Annotated in this window: 18 protein-coding genes; all 18 read right to left on the reverse strand. The window is 44.6% G+C overall.

Annotated features, from left to right (window positions below):
* Nucleotides 1-57 precede the first annotated feature (57 nt).
* A complete protein-coding gene (locus ACTRC3_RS01080; protein ID WP_440320910.1) occupies nt 58-1188 on the reverse strand; it encodes an anaerobic sulfatase maturase in 1131 nt (376 codons plus the stop codon).
* Between the two features lie 22 nt (nt 1189-1210).
* Complete coding sequence (locus ACTRC3_RS01085) at nt 1211-1906, reverse strand: Crp/Fnr family transcriptional regulator (protein WP_440320912.1); 696 nt, start codon at nt 1904-1906, stop codon at nt 1211-1213.
* Nucleotides 1903-2331 (reverse strand): cytidine deaminase, encoded by a 429-nt coding sequence (locus ACTRC3_RS01090; RefSeq protein ID WP_440320914.1) that lies wholly within the window; start codon nt 2329-2331, stop codon nt 1903-1905. Before ACTRC3_RS01090 ends, ACTRC3_RS01085 begins: the two co-directional genes overlap by 4 nt.
* Nucleotides 2324-3109: a uridine phosphorylase gene (gene udp / locus ACTRC3_RS01095; protein ID WP_440320916.1), complete on the reverse strand. Its 786-nt coding sequence runs from the start codon at nt 3107-3109 to the stop codon at nt 2324-2326. Before udp ends, ACTRC3_RS01090 begins: the two co-directional genes overlap by 8 nt.
* 14 nt (nt 3110-3123) lie before the next feature.
* On the reverse strand, nt 3124-4611 hold the full coding sequence (locus ACTRC3_RS01100) for a sulfatase-like hydrolase/transferase (RefSeq protein ID WP_440320917.1): 1488 nt from the start codon (nt 4609-4611) through the stop codon (nt 3124-3126).
* Nucleotides 4612-4629: 18 nt separating this feature from the next.
* Nucleotides 4630-5280, reverse strand: coding sequence for a deoxyribose-phosphate aldolase (deoC, locus tag ACTRC3_RS01105; RefSeq protein ID WP_440320919.1), 651 nt, complete (start codon nt 5278-5280; stop codon nt 4630-4632).
* Between the two features lies 1 nt (nt 5281).
* Nucleotides 5282-6457 carry a phosphopentomutase gene (locus tag ACTRC3_RS01110; protein ID WP_440320920.1) on the reverse strand — a complete coding sequence of 392 codons (1176 nt, stop codon included), beginning with the start codon at nt 6455-6457 and terminating at the stop codon, nt 5282-5284.
* An 18-nt stretch (nt 6458-6475) separates the two neighbouring features.
* The gene (locus ACTRC3_RS01115) at nt 6476-7429 is read right to left on the reverse strand and encodes an ABC transporter permease (protein WP_440320921.1); all 954 of its coding nucleotides are present in this window, start codon (nt 7427-7429) and stop codon (nt 6476-6478) included.
* On the reverse strand, nt 7429-8499 hold the full coding sequence (locus ACTRC3_RS01120; RefSeq protein WP_440320923.1) for an ABC transporter permease: 1071 nt from the start codon (nt 8497-8499) through the stop codon (nt 7429-7431). The genes ACTRC3_RS01115 and ACTRC3_RS01120 overlap by 1 nt, the downstream gene beginning before the upstream one ends.
* Complete coding sequence (locus ACTRC3_RS01125) at nt 8471-10030, reverse strand: ABC transporter ATP-binding protein (protein WP_440320925.1); 1560 nt, start codon at nt 10028-10030, stop codon at nt 8471-8473. The genes ACTRC3_RS01120 and ACTRC3_RS01125 overlap by 29 nt, the downstream gene beginning before the upstream one ends.
* Nucleotides 10031-10119: 89 nt before the next feature.
* A complete protein-coding gene (locus ACTRC3_RS01130; protein ID WP_440320927.1) occupies nt 10120-11184 on the reverse strand; it encodes a BMP family lipoprotein in 1065 nt (354 codons plus the stop codon).
* Nucleotides 11185-11536: 352 nt separating this feature from the next.
* Nucleotides 11537-12289 carry an amino acid ABC transporter ATP-binding protein gene (locus ACTRC3_RS01135; protein WP_440320929.1) on the reverse strand — a complete coding sequence of 251 codons (753 nt, stop codon included), beginning with the start codon at nt 12287-12289 and terminating at the stop codon, nt 11537-11539.
* Entirely contained in the window at nt 12289-13092 is an 804-nt protein-coding gene (locus ACTRC3_RS01140; protein ID WP_440320931.1) for an amino acid ABC transporter permease, read from the reverse strand. Before ACTRC3_RS01140 ends, ACTRC3_RS01135 begins: the two co-directional genes overlap by 1 nt.
* Nucleotides 13093-13220: 128 nt before the next feature.
* On the reverse strand, nt 13221-14117 hold the full coding sequence (locus ACTRC3_RS01145; RefSeq protein ID WP_440320933.1) for a transporter substrate-binding domain-containing protein: 897 nt from the start codon (nt 14115-14117) through the stop codon (nt 13221-13223).
* 150 nt (nt 14118-14267) lie between these two features.
* Nucleotides 14268-14984, reverse strand: a complete 717-nt coding sequence (locus ACTRC3_RS01150; RefSeq protein ID WP_440320934.1) for a SigB/SigF/SigG family RNA polymerase sigma factor — start codon at nt 14982-14984, stop codon at nt 14268-14270.
* Between the two features lie 3 nt (nt 14985-14987).
* Complete coding sequence (gene spoIIAB, locus ACTRC3_RS01155; RefSeq protein ID WP_178038362.1) at nt 14988-15416, reverse strand: anti-sigma F factor; 429 nt, start codon at nt 15414-15416, stop codon at nt 14988-14990.
* Nucleotides 15416-15745: an anti-sigma factor antagonist gene (locus tag ACTRC3_RS01160; protein WP_440320936.1), complete on the reverse strand. Its 330-nt coding sequence runs from the start codon at nt 15743-15745 to the stop codon at nt 15416-15418. Before ACTRC3_RS01160 ends, spoIIAB begins: the two co-directional genes overlap by 1 nt.
* A 189-nt stretch (nt 15746-15934) precedes the next feature.
* The gene (locus ACTRC3_RS01165; RefSeq protein WP_440320937.1) at nt 15935-17425 is read right to left on the reverse strand and encodes a tetratricopeptide repeat protein; all 1491 of its coding nucleotides are present in this window, start codon (nt 17423-17425) and stop codon (nt 15935-15937) included.
* Nucleotides 17426-17448 lie beyond the last annotated feature (23 nt).

Below are 17448 nucleotides of genomic sequence, written 5' to 3' on the forward strand. Positions count from 1 at the left end.
TTTCAAACTCCGTTTCTGAAAATTAGTGTGCTCCCAAATAAAAAAAGTATGCGTTTTTCAACGCACACTTTTTCTGAAATTTACCTCTCTTGCAATTTCTTTCAATTGTTCCAAACACGCATCAAAAAACATTTTGTAGCCAGAGCAAAAATAATTTTCATATTCGCCACTATATGAATTCCGTTCTCTGTTTCTTTGGCATCCGCCTCTGCATATTCTGTAATATTGACACTTTCTACATTCTTCTGACACTTTTTCTGAACGTTCGATAAATTCTATCTCTTTCCGCATTCTCTCGATATCTTCTATCCGATGTTCGTTAAGGTTTCCAAGATAATATTCATCCAGCATATAGAAATCACAGGGATAAACACTGCCATCCGCTTCCACCACGGTCTGAATTCCACAGCTGCCTCTCTGGTCACATGATTCCGGCTGATATCCCATTAAAATTCCTATATAATTATCAAATTGTCGAATATATGGCTGTTTTTTCTTTTTCCAATCTTCATACCAAATCTGAAATAGTTCAATCAAAAAGCTCCCATATTGCACCGGTGTCAATGCATATGGATTTTTTCCTCTCTCTTCTCCCAACGGATCCAGACAGGCTATGTATTGCTGATAATCCCATCCTCTTGTTTGATATTCTTTATATATTTCACTGATATGCTCTGCTGTATCCTTTGTAACAACCGTTAAAATATTATAATCAACACCATACGCATCCATCAGATTTATAGATTTTAAAATTCTGTCATATGTGCCTTCGCCTTCCGTATTATGGCGATATAAGTCATGATTTTCTTTCGTTCCATCCAGCGAAAACCCAACCAAAAAATGATTTTCCTTAAAAAATTTTGCCCATTCCTCATTCAACGCATATCCGTTGGTCTGAATCGCATTACTCACATATACCCTGTTTTTGTTGTACTGTTTTTGATACTCGATTACTTTTTCAAAAAACTCCAGGCCGCGAAGTGTGGGTTCTCCTCCCTGAAAGACGTAACTTATCATTCCATCTGCGTGAAGCATTGTTTTTCGAATTACATTTTTCAAAGTACGTTCCGTCATAAATCCATAAGATTTTGTTATTCTTTTTTTTGCCTCATCGCAGTAAAAACAATAGTCACATTTCATATTGCATATACCTGACGCGGGCTTTATCAATACACTGATCGGTGGCATAGCCCCTCCTCATTCACAATTTTTACTGCGCAATCAATTCTTCCATACGACGTAGCTGTTCTAACGAGATATGTATTTTCCCATGATTAACCGATACTAACTTCTGTTCAATAAAATGTACAAGCTTTCGGTTCACAGTACGTACACTAACACCTCCAACTTCCTCTGCTATTTCCGGTCTGGTTTTCTTTACTACAAAATATTTACTGATTGTCGTCTTTTCTTTTCTGCAATAGTAAACAAAATAGTTCAAAAGCCTGATTTCTACCGGTTCTTCTTCCAATGCTCTTTTATCCTTCAATTCGCCTACCAGTATGTCTATCGCCTGCTTCAGCTGCGCTTTCATAAATTCTTCATCATTTCGAAGCATATACCAGTAATCACAATTACGTATCTCCAAAAGACGACATCTTGTTACAGCACGGACATTCGTAGAATAATTTTTCAGGCTTCCCATAACCGCTACATCACCTATGACTGCCATACGCCCGAATCTTCGCGCAACAAATGCGTTATGTCCTGAATAATACTGTACTGCTACTTTCCCCTCTAAAACAAGGTATACATACAGACAGGGTTCTCCTTCTTTTACTACATATTCTCCTGTTGACACTTGCTTTACAACTACCTCTGAATCGTTCGGAAACTGTTTGAATATCTTTTTCAGCTCTGACTGTACAGATGGCAATTCTTGACGTATGACATCACAAATTTTCATTTTTTCACATCACCTTTTCGCGTCCATGCATACGGTAACAACTGCGATAACGTATAGCTTTGTATCTCATGAATGTTTTTTACAATATAAATCGGAAGATCCGGTGAGCAAAACTGCATAAGTACCTGGCGGCATACCCCACACGGCAGGCAATAATCATCCGGTTCTTCTCCAAATTTTCCTCCTGTTACTGCAAGTGCCTTAAACGCCACAACTTGCTCACTTAACGCTTTAAATAAAGCTACTCTCTCAGCACAAATCGTCGGAGTCTGTCCGTAACATTCGATATTGCAACCTAAGAAAATTTTCCCGTCTTCCGCCATAAGCGCTGCACCTACAGCAAAATGCGAGATAGGTACAATCGCTCTTTTCTGAGCTAACAGTGCCTGTTCCGCTAACACCTTTATTTGTTGTTGCTCAATCATTTTTTTTCTCTTTCTTTATTCTATCCTTTTTAATCATAATCTTCAACGCGTCAACGCCAATTTTCACTGCGGCCGATGTATCTTCACTCATTTTCTGATCCAAGCCTGCCTGTTCTCTTTCCTGATTCCAGATAACATGAAATACAGAACCGCAACGGCAACCAAGCGCATCCGCTACTACAAATAATGCCGCGGATTCCATTTCACTGGCTTTCACATGCAGACGTTTCCAGGCTTCCCATTTTTGAAGCAGTTCATAGGAAACCGGCATTTTTTCAGGTGAGTGCTGTCCGTAAAACGCATCCTTGCATTGAACCACACCAACATGCCATTTCTTTTTTGCTGCTTCAGCAGCCTCCGTAAGCGCCACAAGGATTTCATAATTGGCCACTGCAGGATATTCGATTGGCGCATATTCCATACTCGTATGTTCGAAGCGAATCGCGCCTGATGCAATTACTATGTCTCCCGATTCCACCTCCAGGTCGATTCCTCCACACGTTCCCACCCGAATAAAAGTATCAGCACCTATATTATGTAATTCCTCCATCGCAATAGATGCTGAAGGGCCTCCAATTCCGGTAGAACATACGCTGACTTTTTCTCCAAGCAGCGTTCCTGTATATACTGTATACTCCCGGTTTTGTGAAACCAACACTGCATTGTCAAAATATTCCGCAATGGACTTACACCGTCCCGGATCACCCGGCAAAATGCAATATCGCCCCACATCTCCCTCTTTACAATGAATATGAAACTGTCTGTCTAATTTCTGCATATGCCTCTCCCCTTTCAACGCATTTTAAATGGATCCCCCGTCTCTCTCTGCCATTTTGCAAGTCGCGCCCGCATATCTTCCAAAACATTTTGAAATTCCGAGTTTTCTGCCAGATTATGTAGCTCAAATACATCTTTTTCAAGATCGTATAATTCTTCTAAATCGTCTTTCGTAATAACATATTTCCAGTTTTTATAGCGAATCACTCTTGCCATAACATCTTCCCCATAGCCATGACCCTGTGTTTCACTCATCAGATCTTCTCTCCATTTTACCGGTTTTCCGGTTACCAATGGCAATATGCTTTGCCCATCTACTTGATTTCTGGTAAATTTCATCCCTGCTGCATCTAACAAGGTCACCGGGAAATCAATTGTGCTGATTAGCTCATCTCTCACTTGTCCGGCCGGGATAACTCCTTTCCATTTCATAGCAAATGGAATTCTCAAGACTTCCTCACACATGTAAGAGCCTTTATCAAAATGCCCTCCATGGCATGCCAGACCATCCCCATGATCGGTAGTCCAGATAATTAAGGTATTTTCATCCAAGCCAAGCTCTTTTAGTTTGTTTAAAATCATTCCCCCTGCTGCATCAATCATCGTCTGATGCGCGAAGCAATATCGGATAAGGATCTCCCACTCTTCCCACGGCATAGTAGACGGCTGAATCAATATATCATTTTCACCCAGGGGGACATTGCGTTCTCTGTGATAGGTTCGCGGTTTTCCCTCTAATGTATCATCGTGATTTCCGTATTTTTCAATATGGAAATCCGGATACATATCTAAAAATTCCTGTGTCGGAAAATGTGGCTGATGCGGTCCCCAAAAATCTACCCGAAGAGAAAATGGCCGTTCATCTCCACTCTTCGCGATTTCTTCCAGCTTTTCACAGGCCATTCCTGCAAGGAAAAAACTTTCATGTGTTTCTTTTGGAGTTGTTGTAACACCTATTGCATGTTCACCACACCAATTTGCTTTACACTGATACGGTTTCCCTTCTTCCATACCATCCCAATCACCGCGATCGCTGATTCCTTTCACATAAAAACACTTGTCAATGCGGTGAACTGCTTCCGGAAGGTTGTGTTTTTTCATATATTCTTTATATTCTTTGCTCTGATATGGATTTCCGTAATCTGTATAGGAATATCCCTCGCAACCGTGTTCTCCGGCTGCTCCGGGACCTGCATGCCATTTTCCAAAATAATAATTTTGATATCCGTTTTCTGTAAGTGTATCAAGATACACTTCATGTACATATTCCGGATCTGTATAATTATGATATTGTCCATGGGTGTGTGCATACAGCCCTGTCAGCATTGTACGTCTGGTTGGCCCACAAAGCGGCGAAGCACAATACGCATTTGTAAATTTCGCCCCTTCAGATGCCAATTTTTCAAAATTAGGTCTTTTAGGACGATTTTTCTCATCCCAATCCCAATGATAATATGCCTGATGATCATTTTGAATGAATACTATATTTGGTCTTCTTTCCATTTTCCCAATCTCCTGCTTTTATTTCGTTTTTAATATTTTAACAATCCGACTTGTTCCCAATCTATCTGCGCCCAGCTTCAAAAATTTTTCCGCATCTTCCAGTGATGCTATTCCACCCGCTGCCTTTATTTTTACATTTGATCCAATATGTGCAGCAAACAGTCCAACATCTTCAAATGTAGCTCCTGCTTTTGAAAATCCTGTTGATGTTTTAATATAATCAGCGCCGGACGAAGTAACTATCTCGCACATTTTTACTTTTTCTTCTGTTGTCAACAGACAGGTCTCTACAATTACTTTTAAGATTTTGTTTCCACATAGTAGTTTCAATGCACGAATCTCATTTTCCACCCAATCATATTTTTTGTCTTTTACCCAGCCAAGATTAATTACCATATCAATCTCATCGGCACCATCCTTTAATGCTTCCTCTGTTTCAAACATTTTTGTTGCAGTTGCAGCGTATCCATTCGGAAAACCTACAACTGTACACACTGCCATTTTATCCTGGACATATTCTTTTGCCTGTTTTACATAACACGGAGGAATACACACGGATGCTGTGCCATAGTTTACTGCATCATCACAAAGCTCACGAATTTCTGCCCAAGTTGATGTCGGATTTAATAATGTGTGATCCACACACTTTGTAATTTCTTTTATATCCATTTTATTTTCTCTCCATCTCCTTCAAAAAGCTCTTTCCATCTGTTGTGTTTTTCATATCCAGCATCTCCAATATCGTCGCCCCGATATCTGCAAAGGTATCTCTGGTTCCCAGATTACAATTACTTTTCACTCTTTTTCCATATGCTAATAACGGTGTACATTCTCTGGTATGATCTGTTCCTGCATATCCAGGATCGCATCCATGATCCGCTGTAATCATCAACACATCCTCTTTCTGCATTTTGTTCAGGAAAATACCCAGCTGAATATCAAAATCACTTGCAGCCTGCGCATAGCCGTCTATATCATTTCGATGTCCATACAGCATATCAAAGTCCACTAAATTCACAAAACACAGTCCGTGAAAATCTTTCTCCATTATTTTTATAGTCTGATCCATTCCGTCCGTATTACTTTTTATGCTGTAGGTTTCGCTAATTCCCCTGCCTGCAAAAATGTCATAAATCTTTCCTACTCCGATCGTCTCCAATCCATGTTCCTGAAGCGTATTCAACATATTTTCCGGCGGTATCAGCGAGAAGTCATGCCTGTTTCTGGTTCTTTGAAAATTATCCGGTTCTGTCCCAATAAAGGGTCTTGCTATCACCCTTCCTACCCCATGCTCTCCATGAAGTAAACTTCGTGCGATTCTGCAATACTCATACAATTCTTCTACCGGAACAATCTCTTCATGCGCTGCTATCTGAAAAACACTGTCTGCGGATGTATATACAATCAATGCTCCCGTCCGCATATGCTCTTTTCCGTATTTTTTTATAACCTCCGATCCGGAATAAGGTTGATTGCACAGAACCTTTCTGCCTGTTCTTTTTTCAAATTCACAGATAATCTCATCCGGAAATCCCTTTGGATAAGTCGGCATTGGTTTTTTTGAAATATGGCCTGCTATTTCCCAGTGTCCAATTGTCGTATCCTTCCCTTTGGATGCCTCCTGCATCCTCCCAAAGGCTCCCTGTGGAACTACCAGACTGTCCGCGCCTCCCACACCGTCTATATGAAACAATCCAAGCCGTTCCATATTTGGTGTGTAATAATTCCGGGAGCGCCGGATTGTCCCCAGAGTATCGCTCCCTTCATCATTGAATTTATCTGCGTCCCGTGCATGTCCAATTCCAAAACTATCCAGTACAATTAAAAATACTCTTTTCGTTTCCATTACCTTTCCTCTGCTGATTTATCTGCTTTGTACAAATCTCGTGTAAGGCTTTCCTGATGCTTTGGGTTTTCCTGATACCTCTTCGTTCTGTCTTACCCGCTTAATCGAAGTATAAACCATGATTAATACACAGGCGATATAAGGTATCATCTGAACAAACTCCGTGGGAATCGGATTCGATGGCTGTGTCTGAAGATATACCTGCAAGGCACTGAAAAAGCCAAAAAACATGGATGCTCCAAATGCTCCCAGTGGTGTCCAGTTGCCCATAATCACTGCAGCCATAGCTAAATAGCCTCTTCCGGCCACCATTCCTTCCTGAAACAGATTCATCTGGCCAATAGAAAGAGTGGCTCCTCCGAGTCCGCCTAAGACTCCGGATAAAAGCACACACAGATATCTCACTCTATTTACTGAAATTCCTGCTGTCTCTGCTGCTTTCGGATGTTCTCCTACCATCGTAATATGCAATCCAAAGGTTGTTTTTTTGAAAACAAATATCAATATCAGCAATACAATAACTGATATATATACCAAAGGTGAAAGCGTGGAAAGTACACCTCCTACCACTGGAATTTTCTCCAAAAGTGGAAAACTGGACATATTTTTCACCTGCGCTGTAGTTCCCTGCTGCCCGAAAATTGCTTTTGTAGCAATTCCACTGAAACCAGTAGCCAGGAGAATCAAGGCCATGGAGCTTACGGACTGATTTCCGCCACATGTAATACATACAACCGCATGCACTGCCGAAATGGCAATACCAATTAAAATAGCAAATAAAACTCCTATCCATGGGCTGCCGCTTATATAAGCCCCCGCAACTGCTGCAAATGCGCTGGCCGTCATGATGCCCTCAAGACCAATATTAATAACACCGGCTCTTTCTGATACCACTCCACCCATAGCAGTATACGCAATGGATGTTCCACTTCTTAAGGTGGAAGTTAATAAATAAATCAACAAAACTGTCATTATTTCTTACCTCCCCTTTTCTTTCCCAAACCCTTTTTTATGTAATAACGAAATACATATTCCGCACACAGGAACACAATAATCAGTCCCTGTATCATATCTACCATATTTTTTGAAACGCCGGCGCTTGTTTGCATAAGCATGGAACCCGTTCTCATTGACGCAAGCAATAACGCTGAAAAGATAATTAAAACAGGATTATTGTGCGCTATCAGCGCAACCGGAATTCCATTAAACCCATACCCACTCGAAGCGCCTACCACAACCTTTCCAAGTGTCCCCGTTACTTCAATGCCTCCTGCTAAACCCGCCAGACCTCCACTGATAATCAAGGCCAGAAACGCATTTTTATCAACACTGATTCCTGCCCATTTGGACGCTGTCGGATTGATACCCACTGCTTTCATTTCGTATCCACTCGTTGTATGCCGCAGTATAAAATAAATGATAAATACAGCTATAATCGCCAAAATATATCCCATATTTAAAACGTTCGGTGAACTAAGTAATCTAGGAAGCATAGCCGTTTCCTGCAATGGATTTGTCGCTGTTGCCGCACCACTGGCTTTTAATGGATTCAAGACCATATACTGCACAAAATAATCCGCAATATAATTGAACATGATTGTGCCAATAACTACATCCACCTGAAATTTCTGTTTTAAAAACGCCGGAATAAACGCCCAGATCATTCCACCCAAAAGTGCTGCCAGAAGCGTAACTGGAATATGTAAAACCGCAGGTAAAAATCTGATATAAATTCCCGCGATTCCTGCAAAAAGCGCTCCCATTAAAAGCTGTCCTTCTGCCCCGATATTAAAGACACCACATTTAAATGCAATTGCCACAGCCAGGCCCGTAAACATAATGGGAACAGATTTTGTCAGAGTCGCTGTAAATACGGCCATATTTCCAAATGCTCCCTTTAAAAGAGCACCATATGCCTTGAATGGATCATATCCAAAAAGCACCATAACAATTCCGCCTACCAGGATTGCCAGTAAGATTGCTAAAAATGTAATAAATATTTCAAGCAGGATTTCATTCAACTTCTCCCGATTCAGCTTCATGTTGTTTCTCCTCCTTTGTTTTTTCTGCCAGGCCAAGCATCATCGCTCCAATTTCTTCACGTGTTGTGTGATTTGCATCCACAGTTCCTACTATTTTTCCTTTGTGAAGAACCATAATTCTGTCACTAATCGCCAGGATTTCATCCAGTTCAAAAGAAATTAAAAGAACCGCCTTCCCCTGATTTCTCTGCGCATACAAAGCCTGATGTACAAATTCTTCTGCTCCCACATCCAATCCTCTTGTCGGCTGCACTGCAATTAACAAATCCGGATTTGCTGTCACCTCTCTGGCAATGATAATTTTCTGTTGATTTCCGCCTGACAAAGTAGATGCTGCCACATTGACTCCCGGACATCGAATATCAAACTTCTCTTTCAATTTTAATCCGTTTTCATGTATCTTTTTGTGATCTGCTATAAACCTTCCCTTTTTATATATTGGCAAGTGATGATGACCCAGGATCAGGTTATCCTCGATGGAATAATCGAGAACTAACCCCTCCAGGTGCCGATCTTCCGGGATACAGGCAATCCCCGCATCCTTACGTTTCCGGACAGATTCCTGTGAAATATCTTTTCCATGATATTTTACTTTTCCGCTTGTGGGTTTTAACAATCCACATATCACTTCCACCAATTCATGTTGGCCGTTTCCATCGATTCCGGCAACTCCAAGAACTTCTCCTCCCTTTACGGAAAAGCTGATTTGATTTAATTTTTTGAGTTCTCCTTTTCCGGCATATTCCACATTCTCCAGTTCAAGGATTTTATCACCATTTAACACAGGTCTTTCTTTTCGATTCAGGTTGACTGTTCTTCCAACCATCATCCTTGTAATTTCTTCCGCATTGGTTTCACTTACTTTCTTGGTTCCTACTACCTTTCCCAGGCGAATTACCGTAATTTTATCTGAAACCCGAAAAACCTCTGCTAATTTATGACTAATGAAAAGTATGGTTTTTCCGTTTTTTTTCAATTTTAAAAGAATTTCACAAAATTCATCTATTTCCTGTGGTGTCAGTACCGCTGTTGGCTCATCAAAAATCAAAATTTCTGCTTTTCTATATAACACCTTTAAAATTTCCACTTTTTGTTGTTCTGTAACTGTTAAATTAGCTACCTTTTGTTCCGGATCAATCCGTAATCCATACATATCTGATAATTTTTTTATATCAGCTGTTGCTTTTTTTCTGTCGATCACAAACGCTTTTCCTGGCTCCTGGCCGGCAATAATATTTTCTGTTACCGTAAGTTTGGGCACCAACATAAAATGCTGATGGACCATTCCAATTCCGCATTTTATACTATCCTTTGAACTCTGAAATTCAACGCGTTTTCCATTTATATAAATATTTCCTTCTGTTGGTCGATATAATCCAAAAAGGATATTCATCAGCGTTGATTTCCCTGCTCCATTCTCACCTGCAAGCGTATGTATTTCTCCTTTTTCTACATTGATATCAATATGATCGTTTGCAGTAACTCCAGGAAACCTCTTTGTAATACCCTCAAGCTGGATAATATATGACATCGTACCTCCTCCTTTTCGTTTACCAAGAAAATCTTTTGTTATAAATCATGATGGGAAACTGCAAACGCAACTTCCCATCCATTTCATCCTTACTCTTTTTCGTATCTATAATCAAAAGAATTATACGCTTCTTCTGTTCCTGGCACGACTAACTCACCATTGATAATTTTTTCTTTCAGTTCTTCAATAATTGCTTTGTTCTCATCGTCAACTAATGCCAACAGTTCCGGATTATCTGTAAACATCAGTTTCACTCCGCCTTCTTTTAATCCGAGGCTGGAAATATCTGTGTTAAATTCTCCGTTTTCCATTCCTTCGCGAAGCATTGACACAATGGCTTCATCAATCGGCTTCACTACAGACGCCAATATTTTTTCATAGCTCTTGTCAAACTGTCCATTTGCCGCGCCGAAACAATATTTTCCATCTCCGGCCTCTTCAGCTGCCTGAAATACGCCTAAATTACAGGCTCCTGCATAGCACCCCACATAATCACATCCCTGAGAATACATTGCATTCGCATGCTCATAGCCAATATTGGTATCTGCATAACTGTTTGTAAAAGTAATCATAACATCGCAATCCGGATTTACACTCTTTGCTCCTGCAAGATAACCATACTGATACCGAAGCTGAATGGGATCTGTTACCGCCAAAACTGCACCTATTTTATTGCTCTCTGTCAACAGGCCTCCCAATGCACCTGCTAAAAATGCCGCTTCATTTTCACGATATTCAAATGAAATAACATTATCAGGTGCATCCTGCAAATATTCTCCCAGATATAAGAAATATACATCCGGATATTCCGCAGCTACTTCCAACATGCCATCACAATACTCTGCGGTAGTTGCTACTACAAAATTTACACCTTGCTGAATCAACGTTCTAAATCCATTTGCGGTTTCTGTCACATCCGCTATTTCCAATTCATAATGAGGAATCTCCAATTCCTCTTCTGCTTTAACAAGTCCCGCCAATACATCATCCGAAAAACTCTGGGTTCCAAATGAATACGCAATCATTCCCGTAACAATTTCCGCATTGTTCGCTTCTGTGCTACTTTCTGCCTCCACTGCATCCTTTTTCCCACCACAAGCTGCCAATGACATTACCATTGCAATACATAACAAAAAACTAACAACTCTTTTCATACTTCCTCCTGTAAAATTTCTTCTTAGATATCGCCTACTTTATTTTTCCTTTCAATTATATTTTTTGTTTTCTTCTCCCTCTCCTCCTTTACATCTGATGTTTTTCTCTGTCCTTTTGTTGATATAAATATAGCACATATCCTTTTTTTAAAAAAGGCCACGTGTCCTATTTTGGTCCTTTTTTATATTTTCATTGTCTATATTCGATTTTTCTTGTTATTTTCACAATACTACTTTTGTTTTCAGTTCATTTTCATTGTCATATTGTCCTATTTCTTTTATATAAGTTTTTATAAAAACAAGACGGCCATTTACCATTTTCGATAAATGACCGTCTTATTCTTTCTTTTTCTTAGATACTCGTATTTCGGAACCGCGCCAGGAACTCCTTCGTCTTATCGCTCTTCGGCGCCCCGAAGATCTGCTCCGGCGTGCCCTCTTCCTCGATAACGCCCTCGGACATGTAAATCACATGGGTGGACACATCCCGCGCGAAAGCCATCTCATGGGTCACCACCAGCATGGTCAGCCCCTGCTTCGCCAGATCCTCCATGACGCTTAAGACCTCGCCCACCATCTGGGGGTCCAGCGCGGAAGTCGGCTCGTCAAAGAGCAGCACCTCCGGCTCCATGGACAGGGCCCGGGCGATGGCCACACGCTGCTTCTGGCCGCCGGACAGTTGCCGGGGCTTGGCATTCATAAAAGGCTCCATACCTACCTGTCGGAGATACCGGATCGCACTCTCCCGGGCCTCCTCCGGCTTCTTCTTCGCCACCTTCACCTGGCCGACGATACAGTTCTCCAGCACCGTCATATTATTAAACAGGTTGAAATTCTGGAACACCATACCCACCTTGGCACGATAAGCCGGCACATTGACCTTCGGATCCGTGATATCCTGTCCGTGAAACAGAATCGCGCCTCCGCCCGGTTCTTCCAGAAGATTGATGCAGCGGAGCATGGTAGACTTACCGGAACCGGAAGCGCCGATAATGGACACCACGTCGCCTTTTCGCACCTCAAAATCAATATCATTCAAAACCGCATGATTTCCAAAGCTTTTCTGCAGATGGGAAACCTTCAGAATCAGTTCTTTCTCACTCATTATCCGCGTCTCCCTTCCCCGTCATTTTCCCGGATGGTACGAAGCTGGTTGCCGATATCCATGGTATCCACCAGCTCATAATTGGCGTCGCCGTCCATCTTCTTCTCAACCAGAAGTAAAAGCCTCGAGGTCACCAGCGTCATGGTCAGATAAATGGCCATTACAATGGTCGCCGACTCAAAATAAGTATACAGCGCACCCGCCACACTCTTATGTACAAAGAACAGATCCACGATACTGATGACAGACAACACCGACGTATCCTTGATGTTGATGATCAGGTTGTTGCCGATCTGCGGCATAATATTCCGGATGGCTTGGGGCAGGATGACATTTTTCATGGCCTGCACATGGGTCATGCCGATGGCCTTGGCGCCCTCCATCTGACCGGGATCCACGGAAATGATTCCGCCCCGGACCGATTCCGCCATATAGGCTCCTGTGTTAATGGATACCACCAGGAACGCGGCGGACCACATTCCCAGCTGAATCTGAAACATCTGTGACAGACCGTAATAGATAAAAACTGCCTGTACAATCATAGGCGTACCGCGGAACAGCTCCACGTAGGCTCTCAAAATGATTTTGATCACCTGAAGCAGCCCCCGCTTCGCCGCGCTGTCACGCTTCTTATCCACCGGAATGGTCTGCACCACGCCCACCACAAAGCCAATCAGACAGCCGATGGCTGTGGATACCAGCGCGATTGCCAGCGTCGTTCCGGCTCCCTTCAGATAAGAAACGCCGTAGCGCTGGAGCAGATATAGGATTCTCTCCAGGAAATTCATATTTGATATGGACATCTTATGTTCACAGCTCCCTTTTATTTTCCTAAAAATGTAACTGTTTCATACGCTCACAGTTACCCCAAACTTTTCTCTGTAAATTTCGCGAAAGGGCGTATCTACGCCCTTTCAATTTTTCCATATTTTTACTCAGACAGCGGTTGTACAGAAATTGCCTCATCCATCATGCTGTTGAAGTCATCTACCGTCATGGTAGCCAGTACGCTGTTAATGCCGTCCAGAAGCTCGGTATTGCCCTTCTGTACGGAGATTCCGATGTTGATCTCCTCGTCAGAAACCGCGAAATCATCGTCTGTATCTGTGAAGTCCAGAAGCTTCAGATCCGGGTAAGCTACGCAGGCTGCCTTTGCGGTCGGCATGTCGGTTACGACCAGATCGGTACGTCCGCTCTCCAGAGCTACCAGCATAGCCGGTGCAGATTCCTGTGCAGGCTGGATGTTCGCGTCCTTGAGCTGCGGCAGGCACACATCATACCAGATAGTTCCCAGCTGGGAAGTACAGGTAGCGCCCTCGAAATCAGAAATACCCTTAGCATCTGCCAGCGGCCCGTCGGCCTTTACCAGGCCGACTACAGATGCATAGTAGTACGGGGTAGAGAAATCTACCATTTCCAGACGGTCAGATGTAATGGACTGGCCTGCGATCACGCAGTCTACCGTTCCGGACTGAACAGCCGGTACCAGGGAATCCCAGTCAAGCTTTACGATCTGCAGCTCATAGCCAAGCTCGTCCGCAATCTTCTTTGCCATCATGACATCGTAACCATATGCGTAATCGGAACTGTCGTTAATGGGAACGGCTCCGTTGGAATCATCCGGCTGGGTCCAGTTGTAGGGCGCGTAGCCGCACTCCATGGCTACCTTCAGGACCTTCTTCTCTCCTGTGGTATCTGCGGAAGCTGTCTCCTCAGCAGCTTCTGCCTTGGTGTCTGCTGCCGCGGGTTCCTCTGCCTTGGAACCGCAGGCGGTCAGGGATACAGCCAGTACAGCGGCTGCGGTCAGTGCGAATAATCTGTTTTTCATAATATGCTCCTCCTTGAATAAAAAAAAGAGTTCCAGAAAGATAGATCCTTACCTTTCTGAAACTCCGTTGTTTCTGGGGACATTATAGCCCGTCAAATGGCAGATTTCAAGTTTTTTTTACGGTTTTTTGCGATTTTTCCATATTTTTCTCTATCCGGCCCGCTTTTTCAGGGCCGTAAGAATCTTTTTTTCCAGTCTGGACACTTGCACCTGGGTCATCCCCAGCTCCCCTGCCACCTGGGCCTGAGTCTTATCACAAAAGAACCGGAGCACAATCAGCCGCCGCTCCTTCGGCTCCAGCGTGTCCAGAAGCTGGCGGACCAGCATCCGCGTGAGTATCGCTTCCTGCTCGTCCTTTTTCTCCTCCACCCGATCCATGAGGCTCACGCCCTCGCCATCGCCCTGATAAATAATTTTGTGCAGGGATTCCACCTCACTGCAGCTGTCATAGGCCTGGGCCAGCTCCTCCGGCTCCACTCTGAGCCTGGCTGCCAGCTCCTCAAGCCCCGGCTCCCCGCCCTGCTCCATCAGAAGCTCTTCCCGAAGTCTTGCGGCCCTCACAGCCAGCTCCTTTAAGGAGCGGCTCACCTTAATGATACTGTCATCCCGGAGAAACCGCCTGATTTCCCCGGCTATCATCGGTACCGCATAGGTAGAGAACCGGACCTCATAGCTCAGATCAAAGCGCTCGATAGCCTTCATCAGACCGATAGCCCCGATCTGGGTCAAATCCTCGGCCTCCGCTCCTCTCCCCAGAAAACGACGGACCACATGGTGGACAAGTCCCATATTTTCCTGTATCAGTGTCTCTCTTGCCTCTTTATCTCCGTCCTGTGATCTGCGAATCAACTCAGCGGTGCGATCCATGGGTCAGTCCTTTCCTCTGCCGATTCGCTTCCGCAGGGTCACGCAGGTGCCTTTTCCCGGCTCCGACTCCACCAGTACTTCATCCATGAAGGCCTCCATAAAGAGGAAGCCCATACCGGATCGCTCAAGCTCCGGCCTGGATGTATACAAAGGTTCCATGGCCTGTCCGATATCCGCGATGCCCACACCCTCGTCCCGCACCCGCAGGGTCAGTAAGTCTCCTTCCAACTCCCCTTCGATAGTAATCGTATGTACCTCCCCCTGATAACCGTGGATGATAGCGTTGGTCACGGCCTCGGAGACCGCCGTCTTCACATCGGCCACCTCTTCTACACTGGGGTTCAGCCGGGCCAGAAAGGCCGCCACAGTCACCCGGGCAAAGGCCTCGTTGGCAGAAATACTGTCAAATTCTACCTTCATTCGATTTGTCATCACTTTGCACCTCCTCGCATTTCTTCCACCGGAATCAGTTTTCTGACCCCGGACAGCACCAGAATCCGCTCTACCCGCTGTCCTACCCGCACAGCCCGCACGGTTCCGCCCAGGGCCTGCATCATTTTATAGCGGCCCATCAGCATGCCGATACCAGAGCTGTCGCAGAATTCCGTTTCCGAGAAGTCAAAGACGATTTCCCTCACATCCTTTGCCTGCACCAACTCGTCAGCCCTGCGGCAGATGGCGTCGGCGCTGTGGTGATCAAGCTCCATGGGCACCCGGATATACAGGGTCCGTTTTTCCAGCTTCATTCTCTCTTTTCCCATATTTTTACTCCTTTCTATGGAAAATGGGCCGCCCCTGCCAGGCCTTTTCCCGTAAGACAACAAAAAGGACACAGGAACCGACATTTCTGTCAATTCCTATGTCCCTAACTTCAGGGTTTATCATCTGTATCATGTTCTCACGGCTTCAGCAGCGAGTGCTTCAGCCTATAATTTACATTTTGCGTGTCGCTACTGCTGCGCCGCCTGATCCTGCGCGGCCGTATCCGCTGCCGGATTCTGCGTCGTGGCCTGTGTCTGCGTCGTACTCTGCGTCTGCACCTGACCGCCCAGCCGCGCGATAGCGCTGGTACAATACTTCGCTCTGGATGTTCCGGGGTAATTATCCAGGAACTTCTGGAACATGGCAATGGCCTCGTCATTCTGCTGCAAAGCCTCGTAAGAACGCGCCAGATAGTAAACGGCATAACCGTTGTCGTATTTCTCATCCATGGCCACCACCTGAACCAGGTTGGTCACCGCTTCCTCATAGTTCTTTGCGTCGTAAGCCGCAGCGCCCGCGTCATACAGATTCTTCACATCGTCCGCATGGAGCGTTCCATACATCTGATTATAGATGGCTTTGGCATTATCCGACAGTTCATCTGCTTTGACGCTATCCAGGGCCGTGGTGGCGGTATCCGTATCGCCGACCTGGAAGCTGGTATACGCGTCAATCAGCATCTCATAGCTGCCGCCGGGGGCTTCCGCCGCGCTCTCCGAGCTGTCGGCTCCCGTGCCGTTCAGTTCGTCTAACTGACTCTGCAGATTATTGATCTCCGTCTGCTTCGCCGTAATCTGATCGCTGTATTCCCGGATCTGCGCCGCAGTCTGGTTACGCACGGATTTCACCTTGGCCGGAACCGCCAGAAACCACATCAGCGCCACGCCCACCACCAGTCCGATGAAAATATTCAGCACCACATTAACGCCTGTATTCTCTTTATATCCTGTCGGCATGATAATGGTCTCATTGCCGCTGGTATATGAGATAATGTCCGGATCTTTACTCTTATTTCCCTTACTCTCTTTCTGTCCCTCGGCTTTTTGTCCGCGGCTTGCGGACTTTCCGACCAGAGTCTCCAGCTCCGCCTGATAATACAGGGAGATATTATCGGTCCTGTCGATGGCCAGCGCCCGTCGAAGCTCCCGTCCTGCCCGCTCGTACTCCTCCGTCTTAATATAAAGGAGCGCCAGCAGCTGATGCGCTTTCACCAGATTCGGATTCAGGGAAAGCACCTTCTTCAACTGGATAACCGCCAGATCCTCACTGCCCTGCTGGCAGTACAGCAGAGACTGATTGTATTTCTTGATAGTCTGGTTAATAGTCTCTAACCGAGCCTGGTTCTCCTGAATTGCCTGAATATACTCGTCAGCGATATTCTTCTCCGGTTCCAGGTTCTTGCTGATAATCCACTCGGTCAGGGCGGATACCACCTCGCCCACCTCATAGTAAATCAGTCCCAGCAGATTTCTTGCCGGTATATTATGCTTATTCAGCTCCAGACTGTAACGTAAATCCTCTGCCGCCGCCGACAGGCTCCGCGCCTTCGCCTTTTCCAGTCCCCTATTGTAATAGGTGTTGGACAGCCGGATAATTTTCTCGTATACATGGATCTCTGTTCCGCAGGAGCTGCAGTATCCCGGATCCGTAAGTGTCGCTCCACATTTCACACAGCGCATAGCTTTCTCCTCCGATATCCGCG

The organism is Laedolimicola sp. (assembly GCF_051972735.1).
GTDB classification, from domain to species: domain Bacteria; phylum Bacillota; class Clostridia; order Lachnospirales; family Lachnospiraceae; genus Laedolimicola; species Laedolimicola intestinihominis.